At 29.2% G+C, this 24,697-nt stretch carries 21 protein-coding genes, 2 tRNA genes and 1 rRNA gene; 10 read left to right on the top strand and 14 right to left on the bottom strand.

Annotation, left to right across the window (positions count from 1 at the left end; all coding sequences use genetic code 11):
- A complete protein-coding gene (gene aspS, locus BB_RS02235; protein WP_002657924.1) occupies positions 1-1,761 on the top strand; it encodes an aspartate--tRNA ligase in 1,761 nt (586 codons plus the stop codon).
- Positions 1,762-2,146: 385 nt separating this feature from the next.
- Here aspS and fbaA read toward each other — a convergent pair whose 3' ends face one another.
- From fbaA to dnaA, 9 genes are all read right to left on the bottom strand, one after another.
- The gene (gene fbaA / locus BB_RS02225) at positions 2,147-3,226 is read right to left on the bottom strand and encodes a class II fructose-bisphosphate aldolase (RefSeq protein WP_002557037.1); all 1,080 of its coding nucleotides are present in this window, start codon (positions 3,224-3,226) and stop codon (positions 2,147-2,149) included.
- Positions 3,227-3,392: 166 nt separating this feature from the next.
- Positions 3,393-4,460 (bottom strand): NAD-dependent epimerase, encoded by a 1,068-nt coding sequence (locus tag BB_RS02220; protein WP_002557036.1) that lies wholly within the window; start codon positions 4,458-4,460, stop codon positions 3,393-3,395.
- Positions 4,461-4,505: 45 nt separating this feature from the next.
- Positions 4,506-5,234, bottom strand: a complete 729-nt coding sequence (gene jag, locus BB_RS02215; protein ID WP_010889751.1) for an RNA-binding cell elongation regulator Jag/EloR — start codon at positions 5,232-5,234, stop codon at positions 4,506-4,508.
- 12 nt (positions 5,235-5,246) lie between these two features.
- Entirely contained in the window at positions 5,247-6,881 is a 1,635-nt protein-coding gene (yidC, locus tag BB_RS02210) for a membrane protein insertase YidC (RefSeq protein WP_020948745.1), read from the bottom strand.
- Positions 6,868-7,227 carry a ribonuclease P protein component gene (gene rnpA / locus BB_RS02205; RefSeq protein WP_002664778.1) on the bottom strand — a complete coding sequence of 120 codons (360 nt, stop codon included), beginning with the start codon at positions 7,225-7,227 and terminating at the stop codon, positions 6,868-6,870. The genes yidC and rnpA overlap by 14 nt, the downstream gene beginning before the upstream one ends.
- Positions 7,208-7,363 carry a 50S ribosomal protein L34 gene (gene rpmH / locus BB_RS02200; RefSeq protein ID WP_002557032.1) on the bottom strand — a complete coding sequence of 52 codons (156 nt, stop codon included), beginning with the start codon at positions 7,361-7,363 and terminating at the stop codon, positions 7,208-7,210. Before rpmH ends, rnpA begins: the two co-directional genes overlap by 20 nt.
- A gap of 91 nt (positions 7,364-7,454) precedes the next feature.
- Positions 7,455-7,754 carry a hypothetical protein gene (locus BB_RS02195; protein ID WP_002657913.1) on the bottom strand — a complete coding sequence of 100 codons (300 nt, stop codon included), beginning with the start codon at positions 7,752-7,754 and terminating at the stop codon, positions 7,455-7,457.
- Between the two features lie 90 nt (positions 7,755-7,844).
- Positions 7,845-9,002 (bottom strand): DNA polymerase III subunit beta, encoded by a 1,158-nt coding sequence (dnaN, locus tag BB_RS02190; RefSeq protein ID WP_002657061.1) that lies wholly within the window; start codon positions 9,000-9,002, stop codon positions 7,845-7,847.
- 240 nt (positions 9,003-9,242) lie between these two features.
- Positions 9,243-10,703, bottom strand: a complete 1,461-nt coding sequence (dnaA, locus tag BB_RS02185) for a chromosomal replication initiator protein DnaA (protein ID WP_002656657.1) — start codon at positions 10,701-10,703, stop codon at positions 9,243-9,245.
- Positions 10,704-10,890: 187 nt separating this feature from the next.
- On the opposite strand from dnaA, the gene gyrB reads away from it, so the two are divergent.
- The 3 genes from gyrB to BB_RS02170 all read left to right on the top strand — a co-directional run bounded on the left by gyrB (position 10,891) and on the right by BB_RS02170 (position 16,140).
- Positions 10,891-12,795 carry a DNA topoisomerase (ATP-hydrolyzing) subunit B gene (gene gyrB, locus BB_RS02180; protein ID WP_010889750.1) on the top strand — a complete coding sequence of 635 codons (1,905 nt, stop codon included), beginning with the start codon at positions 10,891-10,893 and terminating at the stop codon, positions 12,793-12,795.
- Positions 12,796-12,806: 11 nt separating this feature from the next.
- Entirely contained in the window at positions 12,807-15,239 is a 2,433-nt protein-coding gene (gene gyrA / locus BB_RS02175; RefSeq protein WP_002656784.1) for a DNA topoisomerase (ATP-hydrolyzing) subunit A, read from the top strand.
- Between the two features lie 118 nt (positions 15,240-15,357).
- Positions 15,358-16,140 (top strand): ParB/RepB/Spo0J family partition protein, encoded by a 783-nt coding sequence (locus tag BB_RS02170; protein WP_002657907.1) that lies wholly within the window; start codon positions 15,358-15,360, stop codon positions 16,138-16,140.
- A gap of 251 nt (positions 16,141-16,391) precedes the next feature.
- Here BB_RS02170 and BB_RS02165 read toward each other — a convergent pair whose 3' ends face one another.
- From BB_RS02165 to BB_RS02155, 3 genes are all read right to left on the bottom strand, one after another.
- A complete protein-coding gene (locus BB_RS02165; RefSeq protein ID WP_002657904.1) occupies positions 16,392-17,105 on the bottom strand; it encodes a hypothetical protein in 714 nt (237 codons plus the stop codon).
- 2 nt (positions 17,106-17,107) lie between these two features.
- Positions 17,108-17,860, bottom strand: a complete 753-nt coding sequence (locus BB_RS02160) for a ParA family protein (protein WP_002656688.1) — start codon at positions 17,858-17,860, stop codon at positions 17,108-17,110.
- A gap of 108 nt (positions 17,861-17,968) precedes the next feature.
- A complete protein-coding gene (locus BB_RS02155) occupies positions 17,969-18,574 on the bottom strand; it encodes a YigZ family protein (RefSeq protein WP_044283515.1) in 606 nt (201 codons plus the stop codon).
- 113 nt (positions 18,575-18,687) lie between these two features.
- Between BB_RS02155 and BB_RS02150 the strand changes: the two genes are divergently transcribed.
- Complete coding sequence (locus BB_RS02150) at positions 18,688-19,077, top strand: DUF1893 domain-containing protein (protein ID WP_002557021.1); 390 nt, start codon at positions 18,688-18,690, stop codon at positions 19,075-19,077.
- Positions 19,078-19,106: 29 nt separating this feature from the next.
- Here the strand turns inward: BB_RS02150 and BB_RS02145 are convergent, their stop codons facing one another.
- Complete coding sequence (locus BB_RS02145) at positions 19,107-19,424, bottom strand: hypothetical protein (protein ID WP_002657899.1); 318 nt, start codon at positions 19,422-19,424, stop codon at positions 19,107-19,109.
- Between the two features lie 190 nt (positions 19,425-19,614).
- Here BB_RS02145 and rsmI point away from each other — a divergent pair, with 190 nt between their 5' ends.
- From rsmI to BB_RS02125, 4 genes are all read left to right on the top strand, one after another.
- A complete protein-coding gene (rsmI, locus tag BB_RS02140) occupies positions 19,615-20,310 on the top strand; it encodes a 16S rRNA (cytidine(1402)-2'-O)-methyltransferase (protein WP_193345632.1) in 696 nt (231 codons plus the stop codon).
- A gap of 93 nt (positions 20,311-20,403) precedes the next feature.
- A complete protein-coding gene (locus tag BB_RS02135) occupies positions 20,404-20,952 on the top strand; it encodes a 2'-deoxyribosyltransferase (protein ID WP_010889747.1) in 549 nt (182 codons plus the stop codon).
- A gap of 210 nt (positions 20,953-21,162) precedes the next feature.
- Positions 21,163-22,698 (top strand): 16S ribosomal RNA (locus BB_RS02130).
- Positions 22,699-22,869: 171 nt separating this feature from the next.
- Positions 22,870-22,943: transfer RNA gene (locus BB_RS02125), tRNA-Ala, on the top strand.
- Between the two features lie 639 nt (positions 22,944-23,582).
- Here BB_RS02125 and BB_RS02120 read toward each other — a convergent pair.
- Positions 23,583-23,656 (bottom strand) — tRNA-Ile (locus BB_RS02120).
- A 374-nt stretch (positions 23,657-24,030) separates the two neighbouring features.
- Here BB_RS02120 and BB_RS02115 point away from each other — a divergent pair.
- Entirely contained in the window at positions 24,031-24,591 is a 561-nt protein-coding gene (locus BB_RS02115) for a DNA-3-methyladenine glycosylase (RefSeq protein ID WP_002657895.1), read from the top strand.
- Positions 24,592-24,697: the final 106 nt, after the last annotated feature.

The following is a 24,697-nucleotide window of genomic DNA, read 5'->3' as shown; positions in this document are numbered from 1 at the left end:
ATGTTTAAAGTTATCAAATGTAATGAATTGAATGAAAAATTGATAGACAAAAAAGTTGAAATAAATGCTTGGGTAAAAAAAATTAGACACCACGGAAAATTTATCTTTCTAAATATAAGAGACAGATATGAAAAAGCTCAAGTTCTGGTAAATGAAGAAAAGCTTCTAAAGATCGCAGAAAAAATAAAACTTGAATATTGCATTAAAATTCAAGGACTGTTGATCAAAAGACCCCCCAACATGATAAATGCAAATATGAAAACAGGACATTTTGAAATATTGGCAAAAAACATTGAAATTATCTCAAAGTGCAATGAATTGCCATTTATGATAGAAGATGACAATAATGCAAGTGAAAACTCAAAACTTGAATACAGATACTTAGATTTAAGAAGAGATTCCTTGAAAAATAAAATTATTTTAAGATGTCAGGCTACTCATCTTATTAGAAATTTTTTAATAAAAAGAAAATTTTTAGAGCTAGAAACTCCAACTTTTGTAAAATCAACGCCAGAAGGTGCAAGAGATTTTGTAATCCCATCAAGGATTCACAAAGGATCTTTTTATGCACTACCTCAATCTCCACAACTTTACAAACAACTCATAATGATAGCAGGATTTGACAAATACTTTCAAATAGCCCGCTGCTATAGAGACGAAGATTCAAGAGGGGACAGACAACCAGAGTTCACCCAGCTCGATCTTGAAATGAGCTTTGTCAAAAAAGAAAATATTTTTAAATTAATAGAAAATATGCTTTTTTTAATATTCAAAAATTGCATCAATATTAACCTACCTAAAAAATTCAAAAAAATAACATACAAAAAGGCAATGAACAAATATGGAAGCGACAAACCAGATACTAGATTTGAACTTGAATTACAAGATATAAGTCGTAATCTAAAAAATTCAGAATTTAATATATTCAAAGATACTCTAAAAAACAAAGGTTCAATTAAAATTTTAATAGTAAAAGATAAAGCTGACAAGTTTTCAAGAGCAAAAATAAACAATTTAGAAGAAATTGCAAAGCTTTACAAAACACAAGGGCTTTATTTTACAAAAATTGAAAACAATAAATTTTCCGGGGGAATTGCAAAATTTTTAAAAACAGAAGAACAGGAATTAATAAAAACCTATTCTTTAGAAAATAATGACATAATTTTCTTTACAGCTAATAATAACTGGGAAACTGCATGTAAAGCAATGGGTCAAATTAGAATAAAAATTGCAAATGATCTTGGACTAATAGATGAAAATAAATTTGAATTTCTATGGGTCTATGATTTTCCACTATTTGAATATGACGAAAATACAAAAACCTATTCACCAGCTCACCACATGTTCTCGCTTCCCAAAAAGCAATATATTGCTAATTTAGAAAAAAATCCAAAAAAAACTATAGGTGAAATTTACGATCTTGTTTTAAATGGCGTAGAACTTGGCTCAGGTTCAATTAGAATACATAACAAAGAGCTTCAACAAAGAATTTTCAAAATAATAGGATTTCAAAAAGAAAAATCAGAAGATAGATTTGGATTTTTTCTAAAAGCATTAGAATATGGAGCTCCTAATCATGGTGGCATTGCTATTGGCATTGATAGACTAATAATGTTGATGACAAAATCAACTTCAATAAAAGATGTAATACTGTTTCCTAAAAATTCTTTTGCAGCAAGCCCTCTTGATAATTCCCCCTCTAAAATCTCAAATGAACAACTCAAAGAACTGGGAATTAATATTGTTGATGGTGACAATTAATCCATAATGCAAGCTCTGCCATATACCTTTAAAATTATAAAAATCAGCTACTCAACATTCCTTGGAATTTTTCAAGATACTGCTATTCTTTCAAGAAATTAAGTCTCAAAATCTAAAACAAAATGCTTTTTTAAAATTTAAAAAAATCTTATTAATTAATTACTTTTTCAATCAAAACAGTCTCATAAACACAGCATTTAATAATAATTTTAAAAATAAATTAATCTATTATTCAGGTTTTGAAAAAATAAACAAAAAAATACCCGATAAATAGTAAAAAACTATATCAAACAATCAATAATTTTATAAATATCTAAAATATAATTAGAATAATAAAAAAGCCGCTCAAAAAGCAGCTTGCAAATAAAAATTAGTGAATTTTTATTTAATTTCTATTAATATTATTAAGATTTTTGCATGCAATCTTCACACGGTCTTTCATAGAAACTTCAGCTTCTCTTAACCAAACCCTTGGATCATAAAATTTCTTATTTGGAATATCAATATCCTTGCCATCTCCTAATTGACCTTGCAAACGACTTTCATTTTTTTTGTAATAATTTAAAACACCCTCCCAGGCAGCCCACTGTGTATCTGTGTCAATATTCATCTTTACAACGCCATAAGAAAGCGCCTCATTAATCTCATCAATTGTAGATCCAGACCCTCCATGAAAAACATAAGAAACTGGCTTAGCCATATTTACTCCTGTTTTTGATATGACATAATCTTGACCATCTTTTAAAACTTTTGGAGTAAGCTTAACATTCCCCGGTTTATATACCCCATGAACATTTCCAAAAGCTGCTGCAATCTGAAAATTTGGGCTAACTTTTAAAAGTTCTGAATATCCATAATAAATATCCTCAGGAGTAGAAAATAGTTCATGCAAAGCTCTATCTGAATTGTCAACTCCATCCTCTTCCCCACCCGTAATTCCAAGCTCTATTTCCAAAAACATTTCAATTTTTGCCATTCTTTCTAAGAATTTTTTAGAAATTTCAATATTTTCTTTAATAGGTTCTTCTGATAAATCTAACATATGTGAAGAAAATAATGGTTTTTTGTGCTGACTATAGTATTTCTCTCCATATTCTAAAAGGCCTTCAACCCAAGGAAGCAAATTTTTAGCACAGTGATCAGTATGAAGAACAACAGGAACACCATAATGCTCTGCCATTAAATGAACATGCATAGCACCAGAAATAGCTCCAACTATTGAAACTCCTTGTGGTTTTTCCATCTTTAATCCTTTTCCAGAAATAAAAGCAGATCCACTATTAGAAAATTGTATCATAATAGGAGAATTAATTTCTTTTGCTGCCTCCAAAACTGCATTAATAGAATTTGTTCCTATACAATTAATAGAAGGAATAGCAAATCCTTCCTTTTTACATATTTCATATAAAAAATGTAGTTCCTTCCCATAAACTACACCTGGTTTAATCTTATCTAAAACACCCATTTATATCACTCCTTTCCATTTTATTTTTTCTTTTATCAAATGCCTATAATAAATTATACACCTAAGAAGTTGAATTGAATTTAAATCAAAAAATAAATAATTATTAAATCAAAACCAAACATAAAATTTATTAAAAATTTATTATTTTGCATAAAAAAGTTTAAAATCAAGTCTTCTTGGTAGACTCTAGCATTTTATACCACTGTGAAAATTCTTTTATTCCTTCTTTAATAGAAACTTTAGCCTCATACCCAACATCATTTTTAAGCTTTAAAATATCACAACAACTTTCTACAACATCTGCTTTTTGCATAGGCATATAATTTTTTAAGGCCTTTTTATCAAAATTTGCTTCAAGCTCGCTAATAAAATCTAGCAGTTTAGTTGCGTGTCCAGTTCCTATATTATATATTCTGTAAGGAAAAGAAGAAGTTGATGAATTTGGATTTTTAACGTCAAAATTACAATCACTCTTAGCCGGATTTTTCAAAACTTTGTAAACACCGTCTGCAATGTCACCCACATATGTAAAATCTCTAGCCATATTCCCATTATTAAAAATATTAATAGCCTTGCCATTTTTAATTCCATCTGAAAATAAATATAAAGCCATATCGGGTCTTCCATAAGTCCCATAAACTGTGAAAAATCTAAGCCCTGTTGTGGGAATATTAAAAGATGCACTATAAGCATGCGCCATCATCTCATTAGATTTTTTACTAGCTGCATATAAATTTAAAGGGTGATCCGTAATAGAATCTTCACTAGACGGCATATTTTCATTTATGCCATAAACCGATGACGTTGATGCATAAACAAAATGCTCGATGTTTTCTTTATAAACTCTACATACATCCAAAACATTAAAAAACCCAACAATATTTATTGAAACATAGCTATCAGGATTTTCAAGACTATCTCTAATGCCCGCTTGAGCAGCCAAATGGCAAACATGTGTAAACTTATGATCTTTAAAAAGTTCTAGCAGTTTATCCTTATTTAGTATATCAAGATAAGCAAAAGATAAATTATTATATTTTTCACTCTTAATAATCTTATGCGTTTTAACATCCTTAGAACAAAACCCTAAAGCTTCTAACCTTTCATGCTTAAATTTGAGTTCATAATAATCATTTAATACGTCTATTCCCAAAACTTCATGCCCTTTTTCCACAAGCTTTTTAGCTACATGAAATCCAATAAACCCTGCAATTCCGGTTAAAAAAATCTTCATACTATTATTCCTCTTTAAAATTCAATACAAAGCAAGCCCATTAATCTATTTTTTAAAACCAATATCTCTTTTCTGATAACCACGAGAATTGTTGATACCATACCTATTATTTCTAACATAAGAGACTCTTATTCTTTTTATATTTCCATCTCCCTCACTTTCAGTTTTTATGTCACTATAACGATTTAAAGTTGTATGAACAATCCTTCTTTCAAAAGGATTCATTGATGGCAACAAAATAGAGCGCCTGGTTCTTTTGACTTTATGAAAAGAATTTATTGCTAAATTAATAAACCTAGATTTAAACCGTTCTCTATAATCTCCAATATCCAATATAACCCTATTAAAAGCCCCATTTTCACCAATAAGCTTAGAGGCATAAACATTTGTTAAAAGCTGCAAAGAATCTAAATTTTTACCCTCTCGTCCAATCAAAATATTTGGACTATCTGTTTCAATAGAAATCTTAACATATCCCCCTTCTTTGGGCTCTATTGTCAAATGTACAGAATATCCCATTTTAATTAGCATTTCTTTTACAAATTCTAAAATTTTATCACAAATTTCATCACCAATTTTAATTTCAAAATCGTCTTTTTTAACCTCCTTTGCATGAGGAGAAACCCGTATTTTAATCATTTCTTTCTTAAATAAAAATCCAACCCTTTCTTTATCTAAAATTTCTACATCAAACTCGCCTTCTTTTAATTCTAGATCTCTCATTGCTTTCTTTATTGCTTCTTGCTCGGTTTTTCCGTAAAATTCATAGCTCATATTATTCCCCCTTTAAGACAAATGCATCTTTATATAGTATTGCTGCAAAATAGTAAAAATATTTGTTGTAATCCAATATATTAAAAGCCCTGATGGCATATTGTAAAGTATGAAAAAAAACATAATAGGCATTCCAAAATATAAAAACTTCTGCTGCGCCCCAAGATTTTTTAAATCCATATTAGAACTAACAATTGTAGATCCCAATTGAGTAAACATCATAATAAAAGGCAAAATTCTAATATCGGTCCAAGAAACAAAATAAAGCTTATATCCAAAATGATATACACTGTCACCGATAGATAAATCATCAATCCATCCTGGAATAAAACTAGCTCCTCTTAATAAAAATAAATTATTTACAAGTGAATAAAGAGCAAAAAATATAGGAAGCTGCAAAATTACAGGAAGACACCCCCCAAGAGGATTAACTCCTTCTTCTTTATAAAGCCTTCCCATCTCTTCATTTAACTTTTTAGGATCATGCTTAAACTTTGCTTGAAGCTCTTTCATTTTAGGTTGAAGCTTGGAAAGYTCCGCAGTAGCTCTAAATCCCTTAAATGTCAAAGGAAAGATAAGTATTCTAACAACAATTGTCAAAAAAATAATTGAAAGCCCCCAATTAGGTATAACATCATAAAAAACTTGCATTACCATTTGCATAGGAACTTGAATCAAATACCAAAAACTCTTTTCCACTGACATTCCAAAAAAAATATCAAATAAACCAAAGGTATTGTCATCTCTCTTGTCAAAAACGTCTAAATATCTATTATCCTTAGGTCCAGCGTAAATAAAAAACTCATCGCTAATATTTTTTTTATTTCTAACATTATTAATAATAAACGATTTAAGAGTTCCTCTTTCCTTCTTAAATTCAACCTCCATATTTTCTTTRGAAACTAACACCCCAAAATACTTAGTACTAGAACCAATCCATCTGGGATTGTTAATCCTTAGACCATCTTTACCATATTTAAGCTTATTATCATAATAAATTATTTGAGACAAATAATTATTATATTGTAGCTTTGCTTTATCACTCAACCTTTCAATCTCAGAACTAAAAATAATTTTATAAGAATCAAAATCAAATAAGTTATAATCCTCAAGACCATTTACAGTAACTTTGAATTGCATTAAGTACTCATCTTTTTTCGAAAATGTATACTTCTTTACATATTCATAAGTTTTACCATTATTTTTAAAATAAGCTTTAAATTCATGATTAAAATCATCTATCTTTTTATACAAAAACAAATCATCTACAAAATAGTCAAAACTAATGTCAAAAAAAGTTTCATTTTTGCGATCAATATTAATCAAATCTGTAGGATTTTTTTCCAAATTTAAATGATTTTTAAGCTTTAATGAAACCAAATTTCCTTTAAATGTAGAAAAAGTAGCAACATATATCCCTGTCTCTACAATAATATCTTGAGATTTATTAATCAAATTAAAGCTATTACTCTTAACTGAAGACATCTCATTATCATCAAAACTTTTGTTTAAATCAAACTGCACTTCCTTATCAGAAGACTTAGAACTTAAAATGTTTGAAGAAAAAATATCATTAATAAGCATGAAAAGACCTATTAAAAATAAAGACAAATAAACTGTTCTTAAAATTCTTCTACTTTGATTCACCTATGCCCCTTTCACACCTTAAAACCAAACCTTTCATGAGAGATTCAATGCTAAAATAAGTCAAAGTTAACTTACCATAAGAAACTACAAAAATAATATCTAAAGCAATCCCTTCTAACAATTCTAATCTTTTTCTAAAAGCTTCTTTAAAAAGTCTTCTAATGCGATTCCTTTTAACAGATCCCCTAAAGCCTTTAGAAAAGGTAACAAGAATTCTAGAATAAACCAAATGATTTGATTTATAGAACATTTTAAGATTAAGATTGCTAAATCTAATCAGCTTGCCTTCTTTGAAAATTTTTTGAATTTCTATTTTTGATTTTAAACTAATATTTCTTTTTCTCATCAGAAACAGTTAATTTCATTCTTCCTTTTGCCCTTCGCCTTGAAAGAATAAGTCTTCCGCCTTTAGTTTTCATTCTAGCTCTAAACCCAAATTTTCTATTTCTTTTAACACGACTGGGTTGATAAGTTCTTTTCAAAACGCTCCTCCATTAAAAACAATTTTATGCTGCCAAGCTACAAATTAAACACTAACATGGTATAGCATATAAATGCAATTGTCAATAATAATTACCTTACCAAAACCTTTATATCTATTATTTTAATACCTGTTAATTCTTTTACTGAATTTATTATCTTCGACTTATTGATTGCTATACTACACAAAATACTTGAATTGCTTACCTCAAGAAAAAGGATCTGCTCATTTTTAAAATCTAAAAACTTTACATCATCTGATAAAGCCTCAAATATCTGATTCCATTTATCGGCAATCAATAATTTCGAACTTATTTTTTTATTAACAAGCAAATTGGATTCTAAATAATCCTTAAGAACATTGCCTATTTTTTTAAAAGCAGAATCATTCATATCAATTTTTTATACCACAATGCAAAAAACAATATTGAATAAACCTAGAAAAGCTTATTTTAATATTCAAAATAGCATTAATAACTCACTTTAACCCAAAGACATCGGCATTATCAAGTGCGTAAAATTAAAATTTTCAGGTTCGCTCAATTTTAATACATTGCCCGAATTAAATTGTATTTCTATCTTTGAAGTTTCAAAAACACTAATAGCTTCAACAAAATATGAAATATTAATAGCCATAACCTCATCTGCTCCGTCATACAGATAATTTGGATCTTTAATGAAAAATTCACCTTTTCTTCCAGTAATCAAATCTTCTCCAAGAAGTTTTAATTGTAACTCAGAGAAAGTTAAAACCAACTTTCTTGATTTATCAACATATAAATTGACTCTTGCAAGTCTATCTTTTAAAATGCCTAGCGAAACTAAAGATTTATTTTTCTGTTCTTTAGGTATAATGCTTTTATAATCCGGATAATTACCATTAATTAAGCTACAAGCTATTTTATAATTATCAAATTCAACATAAAATTTTTTATCCGAAAACTTTATTTTAACCATACCTTCTCCCGACATAAGATGTTTTAAGAAATTAAATATTTTTACAGGAACTATAAAATTCACATCTTCTTCAACTATGACTTCTGTTTTACAAATAGACATTCTGTGACCATTAGTAGAAACAAGTAGTAATTTAGAATCTTCATCTTTTGAAAAATACACACCATTTAATACATTCTTAGATTCATCAAGATGTGCTGAAAAAGCTATTCTATTTATTACTTTTTTAAAAGATTTTTGTTTTATTTCAATTCCAAAAGTATAATCTTCATTAACCATATCATAATTGTAATTTTCTATTTCTTCGTATGAAAAAGTGGGCTCTTTTAAATGATCTTCATATTCCTCTTTCTCATCATTTAACTCTCCCATAATTTCTAATTTACTATTATTTTCATTAAAAACTATTTTGATTTTCTTATAAAAACTGAATGCTTTTACTGCATCATAAAAATTTGAAGCATTAATTAATACCTTAAAATCTGTTTCTGAAACAATTGAAATTGTGCTTTCAAAAAATATATTTCTGTCTGTTGATTTGATTATGAGATTAGATTTTTTTACTTCTATTAACAATGCACTCCAAATATCATTCATATTTCTGTTTAATATTATTCCCTTTGCTTTTTCTATCTCATTCATAATTTGATTTGTTTCGCAAATAAAAAATGTGTTGTGTAGCATGATGCCTCCTTATATATTCTATTACATTTTATCTTAATAAGATTTTGTGGATTTTGTATTTTTATTTTTTATAGATATATAGTAGTAATAGTAGTAAGCTACTGTTTGATTGTTTAATTGTATTTAATACTATATGATGCAAGTAAATATCTTGTTAAATTGTAGGTTGTTTTTTTGTTGTATTTTTGATAAATTATTTGGTTCAATTGTTTAAAATAATTTTTGATTCTTCAATTAAGTTTAATTTTTTTTTATTTTGTTCATAAGTTCTGTGATTAAATTGTTAATTTCTTTGTCATTATTTCTGTCTCTATCTATTTTATTTATCGAATAAAGCACTGTTGAATGGGTTTTCCCTCCAATAATTTTTCCAATTTCAACTGTTGATAGCTCTGTAAAATTTCTCAAAAGGTACGCATAAATATGTCTAGCTTTTGTTATCTCTGGTTTTTTACTATGCCCCTCAATATCTTTGTGTGTGATTTTTAGCTCTCTTAAGAGTATTTTTTTTATATTTTCGATATTAATTTTATTGTTTGGCTCATTGGTTGTTTCTTTTTCGTAAATTATTATTTCTTTGATTATTTTTTCAACAATTTCAATGTCAATTTCTATATTGTCTAAATCTATATATGCTTTTAGTTTTGTTACAGCAGCTTCAAGGTCTCTTACGTTGGTTGTAACTTTTTGAGCAACCAGATTTAGTATATTTTTAGGGACATTTATGCCATCTTCTTCTGCTTTTTTTTCGACAATAGCTGCTCTGAGTTCAAAATTGGGCTTTGATATATCAACATTTAATCCCCTTGTGAATCTGCTTTTTAATCGATCTGTAAAATTTGTAAGTTCAGAAGGAGATCGGTCACATGTGAATACTAGTTGTTTATTGTCTTCATAAAGGGCATTAAATGTGTGAAAAAGCTCTTCTTGTATACCTTCTTTTTTTTGTAAGTCGTGGATATCGTCTATAAGTAGCATGTCTAAGTATCTGTATTTTTTTTTAAATTTTTTTGTTTCGTGTGTCTTTATGCTTTCTACAAATTCATTTAAAAAATTTTCAGCAGTAACATATAATATTTTAAGGTTATGATGTAATTCTTCTGTTTTGTTTCCTATGCTTTGAAGCAAATGTGTTTTTCCAAGTCCAACTCCACCATAAATTAAACACGGATTATATTTTTTCCCAGGATTTTTTGAGATTGACAAGCTGGCATTGTAAGCAAGTTTATTATTTGGCCCGATGATAAAATTTTCAAATGTATATCTTTTTTTAAGAAAGGGGTTTTTAAAATTTGTGGGCTCTTCTTCTTCTTTTTTGATATACATTTTTATACGATCTTGAATATTTTGGATTGCTTCTTTGGAAGTTGTTTTTTCTTTGAGCTTGTCGAACTTTGAAAAAGTTTCGTTAAGAGCCGGGTTTTTAGTTTCTTGTTTGTTAGAATGAGTTTTGGGTGGTTGATTTGTAAATACAATGACTATGTTATTGTAGCCATTTTTTATAAGGATTTCTTTAATTTTTTTTGTAAATCTTTTTTCTATTTGATTTTTATGAAATAAATTTGGAGTAGATATTTTAATATTGTCACCTATTGATTCTAAAAAGCACAAATTTTCAAACCAAACATAAAATTCTTCTTCTGATAGTTCTTTTTTTATTTCTGTTAAAATCAAGCTCCATATATTTTTTGATTTTTCCATTTTTTTGTCCTTGTTGGTTTTAGCACTATACTTTTAACATTATATAGTATAATGTTAAATTAGGATTCTATCTAAATTGTTTGTGAATTTTTAAAAGTTTTTGGTATTTCCTATGTAATAGATATTATTTTTTTTTTAATGTAGAATTTATCTGTGTCTAGATTTTAATTAAATGAATGGAAGGTTTATGAATTATGTTGCTAGTAACATTCAGGTCTTAAAAGGACTTGAGGCTGTTAGGAAAAGGCCTGGCATGTATATAGGCTCAGTTTCTATTAATGGATTGCACCATTTGGTTTATGAGGTGGTTGACAATAGCATTGATGAGGCTTTAGCTGGGTTTTGTGATAGAATAGATGTTATTATCAATTTAGATAATACTATAACTGTAATTGATAATGGGAGAGGTATTCCTACCGATATTCATGAAGAGGAGGGTATTAGTGCCCTTGAACTTGTTTTAACAAAATTACATTCTGGTGGTAAGTTTAATAAAGGCACGTATAAAGTTTCTGGGGGACTTCATGGCGTTGGAATTTCGGTTGTAAATGCTCTATCTTCGTTTTTAGAGGTTTATGTTAATAGAGATGGAAAAATTTTTAGGCAAACTTTTTCAAAAGGTATTCCGACTTCTAAAGTAGAAGTTGTGGGGGAATCTTCTGTTACGGGGACTAAGGTTACTTTTTTGGCGGATTCTGAAATTTTTGAAACTTTAGATTATAATTTCGATGTTCTTGAAAAAAGGCTTAAAGAGCTTGCTTTTTTAAACGATAAAATATACATTTCAATTGAAGATAAAAGAATTGGTAAAGAAAAATCTTCAAAATTTTATTTTGAGGGTGGGATAAAATCTTTTGTAGATTATTTAACTAATGACAGCAAAGCTTTTCAATCAGAACCTTATTATATTGATGGTTTTATTAATGATGTTATTGTTAATGTGGGGCTTAAATGGACTGAAAGCTATTCTGACAACATTCTTTCTTTTGTTAATAACATTAATACAAGAGAAGGGGGAACTCATGTTATGGGATTTAGAAGTGGACTTACTAAGGCCATGAATGAAGCTTTTAAAAATTCAAAAATAAGTAAAAAAGATATTCCAAATCTTACAGGAGATGATTTTAAAGAGGGGCTTACAGCTGTTATTTCTGTCAAAGTACCAGAACCTCAATTTGAAGGTCAAACAAAAAGTAAGCTTGGTAATTCTGAGATAAGAAAAATAGTTGAAGTTGTTGTATATGAACATTTATTGGAAATTATTAATTTAAATCCTTTAGAGATAGACACTATTCTTGGAAAAGCAATAAAAGCTGCTCGTGCTCGTGAAGCTGCAAGAAAAGCAAGAGAATCAGAAAGAAAAAAAAATGCATTTGAAAGCTTGGCATTGCCTGGAAAATTGGCTGATTGTACTTCTAAAAATCCTTTGGAAAGAGAAATCTATATTGTAGAAGGTGATTCTGCTGGAGGAAGTGCTAAAATGGGTAGAAATAGATTTTTTCAGGCCATTTTGCCACTGTGGGGGAAAATGCTTAATGTTGAGAAAACAAGAGAAGATAAGGTTATCACCAATGATAAGCTTATTCCCATAATTGCATCTCTTGGTGCAGGAGTTGGTAAAACTTTTGATATTACAAAACTTCGTTATCACAAGATCATTATTATGGCAGATGCCGATGTTGATGGATCTCATATTAGAACTTTGCTTTTAGCTTTTTTCTTTAGATATATGAGAGATTTAATTGAAAATGGATATATATATATAGCCATGCCTCCTCTTTATAAAATAAAGTATGACAATCGTATTTATTATTTTTATGAAGAGAAAGAAAAAGAAAAATTTTTAGATTCTATTGAAACTAAAAATCGCAATAGTATTTCTCTTCAGAGATATAAAGGGCTTGGGGAGATGAATCCAACGCAGCTTTGGGAAACAACTATGGATCCTGCTAGAAGAAAAATGAGATTGATGAATATAGATGATGCTATTGAAGCTGAAAAAATTTTTGTTACTCTTATGGGAGATTTAGTTGAGCCCAGAAAAGAATTTATTGAACAGAATGCACTTAATGTAATTAATCTTGATGTGTAATTGGAGCGTTAATGGCAGTTGGAGAAAATAAAGAACAAATATTAAATGTTAGGATAGAAGATGAAATAAAAACTTCTTATTTAAATTATGCAATGTCAGTTATTGTTTCTAGAGCTCTTCCAGACGTAAGAGATGGTCTTAAACCAGTTCACAGGAGAATACTTTATTCTATGTATGAGATGGGACTTCGTTCTGATAAGGCTTTTAAAAAAGCTGGTAGAATAGTGGGAGATGTTCTTGGGAAATATCATCCTCATGGAGATCAATCAATTTATGATGCTCTTGTAAGACTTGCTCAGGATTTTTCGCTTAGATATCCCGTAATACGGGGACAGGGAAATTTTGGATCTATTGACGGAGATCCCCCCGCTGCTATGAGATATACTGAAGCTAAAATGGAAAAAATAACTGAATATATTGTTAAGGATATAGACAAAGAGACTGTTAATTTTAAGTCTAATTATGACGATTCTTTAAGTGAGCCTGAGATTATGCCGTCATCATTTCCATTTCTTTTGGTAAATGGCTCTAGTGGAATTGCTGTTGGAATGGCTACTAATATGGCACCTCATAATTTAAGAGAAATTTGTGATGCCATTGTTTACATGCTAGATAATGAGAATGCTTCTATATTTGATTTGCTTAAAATAGTTAAAGGGCCTGATTTCCCAACTTTTGGAGAGATTGTTTATAATGATAATTTAATTAAAGCATACAAAACTGGCAAGGGAAGTGTTGTTATTAGGGCAAGATATCATATTGAAGAAAGAGCAGAAGATAGAAATGCTATAATTGTTACAGAAATACCTTATACGGTAAATAAATCTGCACTTCTTATGAAAGTTGCGCTTTTAGCAAAAGAAGAAAAGCTAGAAGGACTTTTAGATATAAGAGATGAATCTGATCGAGAAGGTATTAGGATAGTTCTTGAAGTTAAAAGAGGATTTGATCCTCATGTTATTATGAATTTGCTTTATGAATATACTGAATTTAAAAAGCATTTTAGTATAAATAATTTAGCCCTTGTTAATGGTATTCCCAAACAGTTAAATTTAGAAGAATTGTTATTTGAATTTATTGAGCATAGAAAAAATATTATCGAAAGACGTATTGAATTTGACTTGAGAAAGGCAAAAGAGAAAGCACATGTTCTTGAGGGATTAAATATTGCTTTAAATAATATAGATGAGGTTATTAAGATTATTAAATCATCTAAATTAGCAAAAGATGCAAGGGAGAGGCTTGTTTCGAATTTTGGTCTTTCAGAGATTCAGGCCAATTCAGTTCTTGATATGAGGTTACAAAAACTTACAGCCCTTGAGATTTTTAAGCTTGAAGAGGAGCTTAATATACTGTTAAGCTTAATAAAAGATTATGAAGATATTCTCTTGAATCCAGTAAGGATTATTAATATTATAAGAGAAGAAACTATTAATTTAGGTTTGAAATTTGGCGATGAACGTCGAACTAAAATAATTTATGATGAGGAGGTTTTAAAAACTAGTATGTCGGATTTAATGCAAAAAGAAAATATTGTTGTTATGCTTACAAAGAAAGGTTTCCTTAAAAGACTTTCACAAAATGAGTATAAATTGCAAGGTACGGGAGGAAAAGGACTAAGTTCGTTTGATCTAAATGATGGAGATGAGATTGTTATTGCTTTGTGTGTCAATACTCATGATTATTTATTTATGATTTCAAATGAAGGAAAGCTTTATTTAATCAATGCTTATGAAATAAAAGATTCTTCAAGAGCTTCAAAAGGTCAGAATATTAGTGAGCTTATTAATTTAGGAGATCAAGAAGAAATATTAACTATTAAGAATAGTAAAGATTTAACTGATGATGCTTATTTATTGCTTACAACTGCAAGTGGAAAGATAGCTAGATTCGAATCTACAGATTTTAAAGCAGTAAAGTCACGAGGTGTTATTGTTATTAAACTGAATGATAAAGATTTTGTTACAAGTGCAGAGATTGTTTTTAAGGATGAAAAAGTAATTTGTCTTTCTAAAAAGGGTAGTGCATTTATATTTAATTCAAGGGATGTTAGGCTTACTAATAGAGGTACCCAAGGTGTTTGTGGAATGAAATTAAAAGAAGGTGATTTGTTTGTTAAAGTTTTATCGGTTAAAGAAAATCCTTATCTTTTGATTGTTTCTGAAAATGGGTATGGAAAAAGGTTAAACATGTCTAAAATATCTGAGCTTAAAAGAGGAGCCACTGGTTATACTAGTTATAAAAAATCTGATAAAAAAGCGGGTAGTGTTGTTGATGCTATAGCAGTTTCAGAGGATGATGAAATCTTGCTTGTAAGTAAACGTTCAAAAGCTTTAAGAACAGTAGCTGGAAAAGTATCTGAACAAGGCAAAGATGCTAGAGGAATTCAAGTATTATTTCTTGATAATGACAGCTTGGTTTCTGTTTCAAAATTTATTAAATAAAGAATTGGTTTTTCTTGTTTAAGAATGTTCCACGTGGAACATTCTTTTTTTTTATTCTTAAATTGTAATTCAATATTATAACCTGGTAAAATTTTGTGTTGTAGGAGGTTTTGACAATATGGATGGAGTTTTTAAAATGATAGATATTCATCTTTTAGATATTGATAATGATCAGCCAAGGAAATCTGTTAGTCTTGTTGAATTAGAAGAGCTAAGCATTTCTATAAAAGAAAATGGAATTTTGCAACCTTTAATTGTTTGTAAAGCAAATGATAGATATAAAATAATAGTAGGAGAAAGAAGGTTTAGGGCTGCTAAACTTATTCAGTTGACAAATATTCCTGTCATAGAGGTTGACATAAAAGAATCCTGTAAAGATTTTATGCCCTTGGTTGAAAATATTCAAAGAGAAAATTTTACTCCTGTTGAAGAGGCTTATGCCTATAAAAATATAATGAATAAATATTCGTTAACTCAAAAGGATTTATCTGAAAAAATTGGTAAAAGCAGGACCTATATTTCAAATTTAGTTAGAATTTTAGATCTTGAGCAAGAAATATTAAATGCAATACATAGAAAAGAAATTTCTTTTGGGCATGCTAAAGTTATTTTATCCTTAAAAGACAGGCAAGACAGGTATAATCTTTATTTAATTATACTTAAAAAAAAATTTTCTGTAAGGGATGCAGAAAAATATGTTAAAAATTTTTCCAAATCCATAGTAAAAAAAAGAGAGCTAGAACAAGATCCTTTTTTAAATAATATAAAAGAATTTCTATTTGATAAAATCCAAACAAAAATAGATATCAAAGGGAATCAAAATAAAGGCAAAATAGAGATAGAGTATTTTACTGCTGGCGATTTAAAAAGGATTGTTTCCCTTTTTGGTCATAGTAGCTAAATTATTTTTATAATTTAAAGATTGTAAAATATTTTATGAGAATTTTTATTTTTTAGGCATTTGTCACAATGCATAAATTTTTTAAGCTTATTTTAAAATTGTTTAGTTTTTATAAAGAAATATTGGGCTTTAAAAGAAGGGCAAAGTTTATATTTTGTTATTTGTAGTTAAATTTAAAAGTAAAAAAATAATATTTAAAAAATGAACAATAAGAATATATTTTATATATTCTTATTAGTGCAGCTGTAAATTTAAATAGAATTATTTTTAATATATTTTATTTTTTTCTTTATTTCCAAAATAGAATTAAAAAATAATTTTAAGTTTTCTTGTCTTAATTTGTTAAATTCGATATTTTTAAATTCTTTTATATTTTTTAATATAAAATCTAATACTTCTTTTATGTCATTTTCATATTTTTCGTTTTTCTTAAGTAATGGTTTGCGCGTATCCTTTAAATCAAAACTTTTTTTATAAACAATTTTAAATTCTTTTAAAGAATTTATTTTTCCATTTAGAACTTCGGTTTTTAAAATAGGGGGACAAGATTTTTTAGATATTTCATATGATAATGATAAAGGTAATTTTTCTATAGTGAGCTGCTTGTCGGAATTTTCGACAAGCAGATTGTATCTTGATATTAAGGCGTAAACCTTGTCTTTTTTAAATCCCATACTTTTGAACCACTGATAAAAAAGCCCGTTATATTGATTGTTTCCTTTTAATTTGTCTTGAGCGTCTTTAAGTATCTTTCCAATTTTTGTATAAGTGTTGTTGAAAATATTGAAAATTTCATATTGCTTTTTTTTTAAAAAATCAGAAATATCTTTATCTAGCTTATTGTAGTCAAAGTTTTTTCTTTCAATCGAAATAATTTCTTTTTTTTCAGTATTTTCTGAATTATTTGAAGATGTTTCTAATTTTTTACCCATTAGAAACATTAAAGTTTCTAAATTGTCAGACATAGCTATTCCTTAATTTTGTTTATTATCTCTTTTGAGAGCTCTAAAAAATCTTTTGCAGCATTGCTTTCCTTGTCATATTCATATACAGGCATTTTTGCTTCTTGAGATTTTGAGATAGTTATATTTTTCCTTATTTTTGTATTTAAAAGCTTTTCTTTAAAAACTTTTTTTAGCGAGCTTACATATTTTTCTTTACTTTTGTTCCTTATGTCGTATTTATTTATAAAAACACCCGCAATCTCTAAATTTTTATTTATTTGCTTTACAGTAGTTATTGTATCTATTAGTTGATTTATGCCTTCAAATGCAAAAAATTCCGTTTCAATTGGTATTAACAAGTAATTGCTTGCAATAAGTGCATTTATAGTTAATATTGAAAGTGTAGGGGGGCAGTCGATAATAATAAAATCATATTTGTCTTTTTCATACAGTGTTAATGCATTTTTTAAAAAATTTTCTCTTGAAAGTTCATTTATTAATTCTTTTTCAAGCAAAGCTAATTTAATGCTAGAAGGAATTATGTCTAATCCAAAATGATTTAAAGGTTTGACCTTTATTTTTTTGTTAATAAGTTCATAGCTTGATTTTTCGGCTATATGCTTTGAGGTATTTGTGCCGCTAGTAGAGTTTCCTTGCGAATCAATATCTATTAGAAGAATTTTTTTATTAAGCAGGGTCATTGAATAAGAAATATTAATGGCGCTTGTGGTTTTTCCTACGCCTCCTTTTTGATTGATTACAGATATTATTTTCATATAAATTTCTCTTTTTATTTGGTTTTGTTTTTATATTTTAAAACATAAATGATAAAAATAATAATATTTTAAATTAGTTTTTAAATATTTGATTATTTGACATGCATATTATTCTTTATTAAACTTTAAGATTTCTTGAATTAAGCCATTTTCTATAAAAAATTCCGATATTTTTTGTTTATTTTTTGTTTTGAATTTAATTGAAGTGTTTATTTTGTTTGAAAAGTTTGAATCTATTATTTCTATTTCAAGTTTATTTTTCATTTTTAATAATGAATTGTATTGGTTGTAAGTTAAATTTAAGCTTAAAATTTCTAATTCCTCTTTTTCCATTATAGATGTATTATTAATAACTTCTTTGGCAGACTTGTAATACGCTTTGATTAATCCCCCTCTACCAAGTAAAGTGCCTCCAAAATATCGCAATGTGATTATTAAAGTATCGGTTAAATTGTTATGTATTATGGCATCCAATGTGGGCTTTCCAGCTGTTAAATTAGGTTCTCGATCATCACTCATTCCATTTAGAAATGAGTTTTTGTTTCCGATTCTAAATCCATAAACCACATGCGTAGCATTTTTAAATTTTATTTTGTATTTTTTAATAGTTTTATTTATATCGTCTTTTTTTTCAATATTAAAAATATATGAAACAAAGATGGATTTCTTTATTTCAATTTTAGAATTACTATTGTTTTTTGGCACAAACATCATATAACGTAAGTATACTATCTTTTTAGATATTGCAGTATTTATTGTTTATGTATATTATTAATAGTGTTTGTTTTTATTATTGATTTTTATAAATATCCAGAAAAGAGGTAAAAATGATATCAGGCTTGAATCCAACATTAAGGTTGTTTAAAGATCATAAAATACTTTATTCTAATATGGAAAGAGGATTGAAGCCTCTTTTAGAAGTAGATAATTTTATCAATAAGTATATCCAGAATAAAGAAGGACTTGAAATTTATGATAAAGTTGTGGGCAAGGCAGCAGCCGTTATTATTTATAATATAGGGCTTCAAAATGTTCAAGCTGGGGTTGTTTCTCAACCCGCAAAGGATTTTTTAGAAAGCAGAGGAATTAAAGTGGCTTATAAAAAATTGGTAGAAAAAATAAATGACAGGGCAGAAAGCTTGATTGAAAGCTTAGAAAATCCCGAAGAGGTTTATAAGTATATGATTAAAAGAGGTATTATAGTTAATAATTTATAAATTATGAAAATAGTTGAGCCATATGTTAGCTAACTATGTGATTTTGAGTATACAGTGATAATTAGGGCTATGTTGTATATTAATATTATTAAATTTCCCCAATTTAGGTAAAAATTGCTTTTGTCATAGTTAAAGATCCAAATTCCAACATAAACACCTAAAAATCCTCCTATAGAAGATGTAAACATGATTAAATTGGGTTCAATTGTATGTTGATTAATTTTGCTTTGATTTTCTTTAACATTAGGCTGTTCGGTAAATTTGCTGTCAATAAAAATCATGGCAAAACCTGCAAGAGTAATGCATAAAAAATAGATCATAAATATTTTTCTAATTAATGCAAACATAAATTTTCCCTTTCTTTTAACTTTTTAATCATTAATACTTAATGATATAACTAAATGTAATACAAAAGCAAGTATTTTGATAGACATATAAAATATGGCTTATGTCTTATTCTTGTATTTGGTAAGTAAAAGGTTTTGGATTTTTATCATTAAGAAAAATGTTTTTAATATATTTTATTTATTTTTAGTTTTGGAGGAATTAAAAGGGCCTGTGTTATATATTGTTGGTACGCCAATAGGCAATTTAGAAGATATTACTTATAGAGCAATTGATGTTTTAAAATCGGTAAATGTTATCTTTGCGGAAGATACGAGAGTAACTAGCAAACTTTTGTCTCGATATAAAATTAATAAAAAAATGATTTCTTGTAATGCCGTAACAGAAAACAAGAAGATAAGCTTGCTATTGGATTATTTGGCAAAAGGAAATTCTGTTGCTTTTGTTAGCGATGCTGGTACTCCGGGGCTTAGTGATCCGGGTAGCTTATTAGTTGCTGCTGCTTTTAGAGAGGGATACAAAGTTTGTCCAATTCCTGGAGTAAGTTCTTTTAATACAATTGTAAGTGTTAATCCTTTTAGAGATAAATCAGTGTTTTTTGAGGGATTTTTGCCTAACAAAGGCCTTAAAAGATTTAAAAGAATTGCTGAGCTATATAAAAGGGGAGATGCTTTTGTTCTGCTTGAATCTGGTCATAGAATTTTGAAATTGCTTGTTGAAATTTCTTCTGTTAGTTTAGATGCGAAGGTTCTTATTGGTCGCGAGATGACAAAAATTTATGAAGAATATCAAATTGGCAAACCTTTAGAATTAAAAAAATATTTTGAATCGAGTAAGGATAAGGTTAAAGGAGAGTTTACTATTCTAGTCAGCAGAAGTCGTTCATAATAAATGTTTTCTACTTGGATTTTAAAATTTATTTATTCTTGATTTTGCTCGATTGATTTATTGTGTTATACTTGAATTTTGATAGGGGTTTTTATGAAGATTTATTTAGCCTCTCCATTTTTTAAGGAAGAGGAAATTAAACTAAGGGATGAGGTTTTGAAATTTCTTGAAGAGTTTAATTTAGAAGTATTTTCTCCAGAGCATCATGCTGTCAAAAAGATGGGATTGCTTGAAAAGGTTGATTATAAGTTTGCAAATAGAGATATAAGGGAGAAGATAAGAGAAGTAGATTTAAAAGAGCTAGTTAGTAGCGATATTGTTTTAGCCTTGGTTAATTATGTTGATTCTGGCACGGCTTATGAGAGAGGATTCGCCTTTGCCAAGAAAATACCAAGTATAGATTTTTTTAAAGATAAACAAGATTCTGATTTTTATAATTTAATGTATAGCGACTGTGCTGCTGCTTTTTCCAATTACAAGGATCTTAGGGAAGGAATTTTAACCTTTAAAGAACTGTGGATTAAGTTTAAAGGAGATAATGAAAATTTCAGAACCTTTTTTGATTATTTAAAAGCTAAATTGGGAAATAAATTAAAAAAAATTTTTACAACTTTGCCTGCTAATGAAAAGTGTGGCTGTTAATGCTTTTATCACTGTTTATTAATAAAATTTATTTTTTTACATTTTATATTAATAAAAATAATGCAAAGGTATTGACAATATGATTCTTATTTTGTTAAAGTATTAAAGGTTGAAATGATTATTGGAAGATGAGAGAAGGGAAGAGTTAAGTAAGGTTAAAAGCCAAAAGAATAAACAAAACCTGTTAATTTTTTTAAATAAAAAAATAAAATAACGAAGAGTTTGATCCTGGCTTAGAACTAACGCTGGCAGTGCGTCTTAAGCATGCAAGTCAAACGGGATGTAGCAATACATTCAGTGGCGAACGGGTGAGTAACGCGTGGATGATCTACCTATGAGATGGGGATAACTATTAGAAATAGTAGCTAATACCGAATAAGGTCAGTTAATTTGTTAATTGATGAAAGGAAGCCTTTAAAGCTTCGCTTGTAGATGAGTCTGCGTCTTATTAGCTAGTTGGTAGGGTAAATGCCTACCAAGGCAATGATAAGTAACCGGCCTGAGAGGGTGAACGGTCACACTGGAACTGAGATACGGTCCAGACTCCTACGGGAGGCAGCAGCTAAGAATCTTCCGCAATGGGCGAAAGCCTGACGGAGCGACACTGCGTGAATGAAGAAGGTCGAAAGATTGTAAAATTCTTTTATAAATGAGGAATAAGCTTTGTAGGAAATGACAAAGTGATGACGTTAATTTATGAATAAGCCCCGGCTAATTACGTGCCAGCAGCCGCGGTAATACGTAAGGGGCGAGCGTTGTTCGGGATTATTGGGCGTAAAGGGTGAGTAGGCGGATATATAAGTCTATGCATAAAATACCACAGCTCAACTGTGGACCTATGTTGGAAACTATATGTCTAGAGTCTGATAGAGGAAGTTAGAATTTCTGGTGTAAGGGTGGAATCTGTTGATATCAGAAAGAATACCGGAGGCGAAGGCGAACTTCTGGGTCAAGACTGACGCTGAGTCACGAAAGCGTAGGGAGCAAACAGGATTAGATACCCTGGTAGTCTACGCTGTAAACGATGCACACTTGGTGTTAACTAAAAGTTAGTACCGAAGCTAACGTGTTAAGTGTGCCGCCTGGGGAGTATGCTCGCAAGAGTGAAACTCAAAGGAATTGACGGGGGCCCGCACAAGCGGTGGAGCATGTGGTTTAATTCGATGATACGCGAGGAACCTTACCAGGGCTTGACATATATAGGATATAGTTAGAGATAATTATTCCCCGTTTGGGGTCTATATACAGGTGCTGCATGGTTGTCGTCAGCTCGTGCTGTGAGGTGTTGGGTTAAGTCCCGCAACGAGCGCAACCCTTGTTATCTGTTACCAGCATGTAATGGTGGGGACTCAGATAAGACTGCCGGTGATAAGTCGGAGGAAGGTGAGGATGACGTCAAATCATCATGGCCCTTATGTCCTGGGCTACACACGTGCTACAATGGCCTGTACAAAGCGAAGCGAAACAGTGATGTGAAGCAAAACGCATAAAGCAGGTCTCAGTCCGGATTGAAGTCTGAAACTCGACTTCATGAAGTTGGAATCGCTAGTAATCGTATATCAGAATGATACGGTGAATACGTTCTCGGGCCTTGTACACACCGCCCGTCACACCACCCGAGTTGAGGATACCCGAAGCTATTATTCTAACCCGTAAGGGAGGAAGGTATTTAAGGTATGTTTAGTGAGGGGGGTGAAGTCGTAACAAGGTAGCCGTACTGGAAAGTGCGGCTGGATCACCTCCTTTCTAAGAGAAAGATAAACTAAGGCTAATTCCATTAACTCTTCCCTACTCTTTTCTTTTGATAAGAGAGTTTTTAAAACCAGTGTTATTTATGTAAGTTTAAGAGAAGTTTATGTATTAAATTATTGATATTAAATAGTTTTATTAGGCTTAGACTTAATTTTAGGTCATTTTGGGGGTTTAGCTCAGTTGGCTAGAGCATCGGCTTTGCAAGCCGAGGGTCAAGGGTTCGAGTCCCTTAACCTCCATTGGGCTTATGCCCTAAATTGTAATTAAGTATGTTTTTAAGTAACTTTGTTAAAGTAATTGTTGGAATGTGAAACACAAGAAGTTAAAATTTCTGGGTTAAGTTGAGATCTGTTGATATTAAGAAAAATGTCTAGAAGCAAAAGCAAGCTTTCGATAAAACCCGAAGTTGTTTCGCTAAAGTGCAAGGATTAAACAGGATTGTATTTTTCAGCAGCCTATTTTATAAACGATCTGCATTTAGTAAATAGTTTTTAGTTAGGAAATAATGTAGATTACTAAGTGTGATGTCTGAGAGAAGGACAAGTATTGTAGCGAGCTTAAATCCTTATTATCGTTGCCAGTATTTAGTGGTAGGGATTCGGATAAGATTGCCAGTTATAAGTTGGAGGAAGGCAAAGATTGCATTAAATCGTTATCGCTCTTATGTTTTAGGTTACAAGTTTGCAACAATAACTCAAAAAAGCCAAGCAAAATACCATAAAGCAGATTTCAGTTTGGATTTGCCCGACACTCAATGGCATGAAGTTGTAATTGTTAGTAATCGTGTATACCTTAATATAGAAATTGAATAAATTTTTGTTTTTCTTATTAATTATAGCTTAAAACAGTATTGTCGTAATTAAAACAATGGAATACATTGGGACCAGGATGAGTTGAACATCCGACCTCAGGTTTATCAGACCTGCGCTCTAACCACCTGAGCTATGATCCCTTAAGCATATCAATTCTTTACAAATTTTATTTAAATCTTATGATTTTGTCAATATCTCTTATATCTTTTCAAGATGTAAGAGATATTGCATATAGTTTATAATTTTTTATATATTTGTCAATATTCGATATTTTGTATTTTAGATTAGCATTTTCATATAAGCTGATTTAAGTTGAACTAGTTCAACTTTTTAAATTTTTTTGATTAAAAATCAAAAAAATTTATTAATCAACCAAGAATTTATTTAAAATATGTATTTACTGGGTGATTAAATGATTTTAGTTTTTATTTTTATTCTAGGCAATATGTTTTCATATTTTACATGTGTGTTTTGGTAATAATTTTTATTATTATTTTGTTTTAAAATTGAGCTTATGGATCGATATTTTTTTTTGCAAGATGCTACTACCGTTGCAAAGTTATTGCTTGGTAATTTGTTGATCAGAAAGATCGACAAAGAGGAAATAGTTACCAGAATTGTTGAAACGGAAGCTTATATGGGGATAACAGATAGCGCTTGTCATTCTTATGGCGGCAAGATAACAAATCGCACAAGTGCTATGTATAGAATAGGAGGATATTCTTATGTGTATATAATATATGGTATGCATTATATGTTTAACGTTGTGACTGCAGATAAAAATAATCCTCAAGCTGTTTTAATCAGAAGTGTAGAGCCTATTTCTCCACTATTGGGAGAGAAGAGCATTCTTACTAATGGTCCTGGAAAACTTACAAAATTTTTAAACATTGATTTAACTTTTAATAAAGTTGATCTTATTGGGAATAATGAGCTTTTTTTACAAAGAGGTTTGAATCTAGATTTTAATATAGTTTGTTCAAAAAGAATCAATATTAATTATGCACAAGAGAGTGATATAAACAAGCTTTGGAGGTTTTATATCAAAGATAATAAATTTGTTTCAAGGCGTTGATTTTCATTTAATTATATTTTTTTAAATTTTTTTAAAAAAATATAATATTATTAAATTTTATTATTTTATGCTTTAAGAATAATTTATTAAGAATAAATTATTTGTG

This window comes from Borreliella burgdorferi B31 (assembly GCF_000008685.2).
In the GTDB taxonomy this organism is placed as follows: domain Bacteria; phylum Spirochaetota; class Spirochaetia; order Borreliales; family Borreliaceae; genus Borreliella; species Borreliella burgdorferi.
Note: the sequence above shows the minus strand (reverse complement) of the source record. Positions and strands in the feature narration are given on the sequence as shown.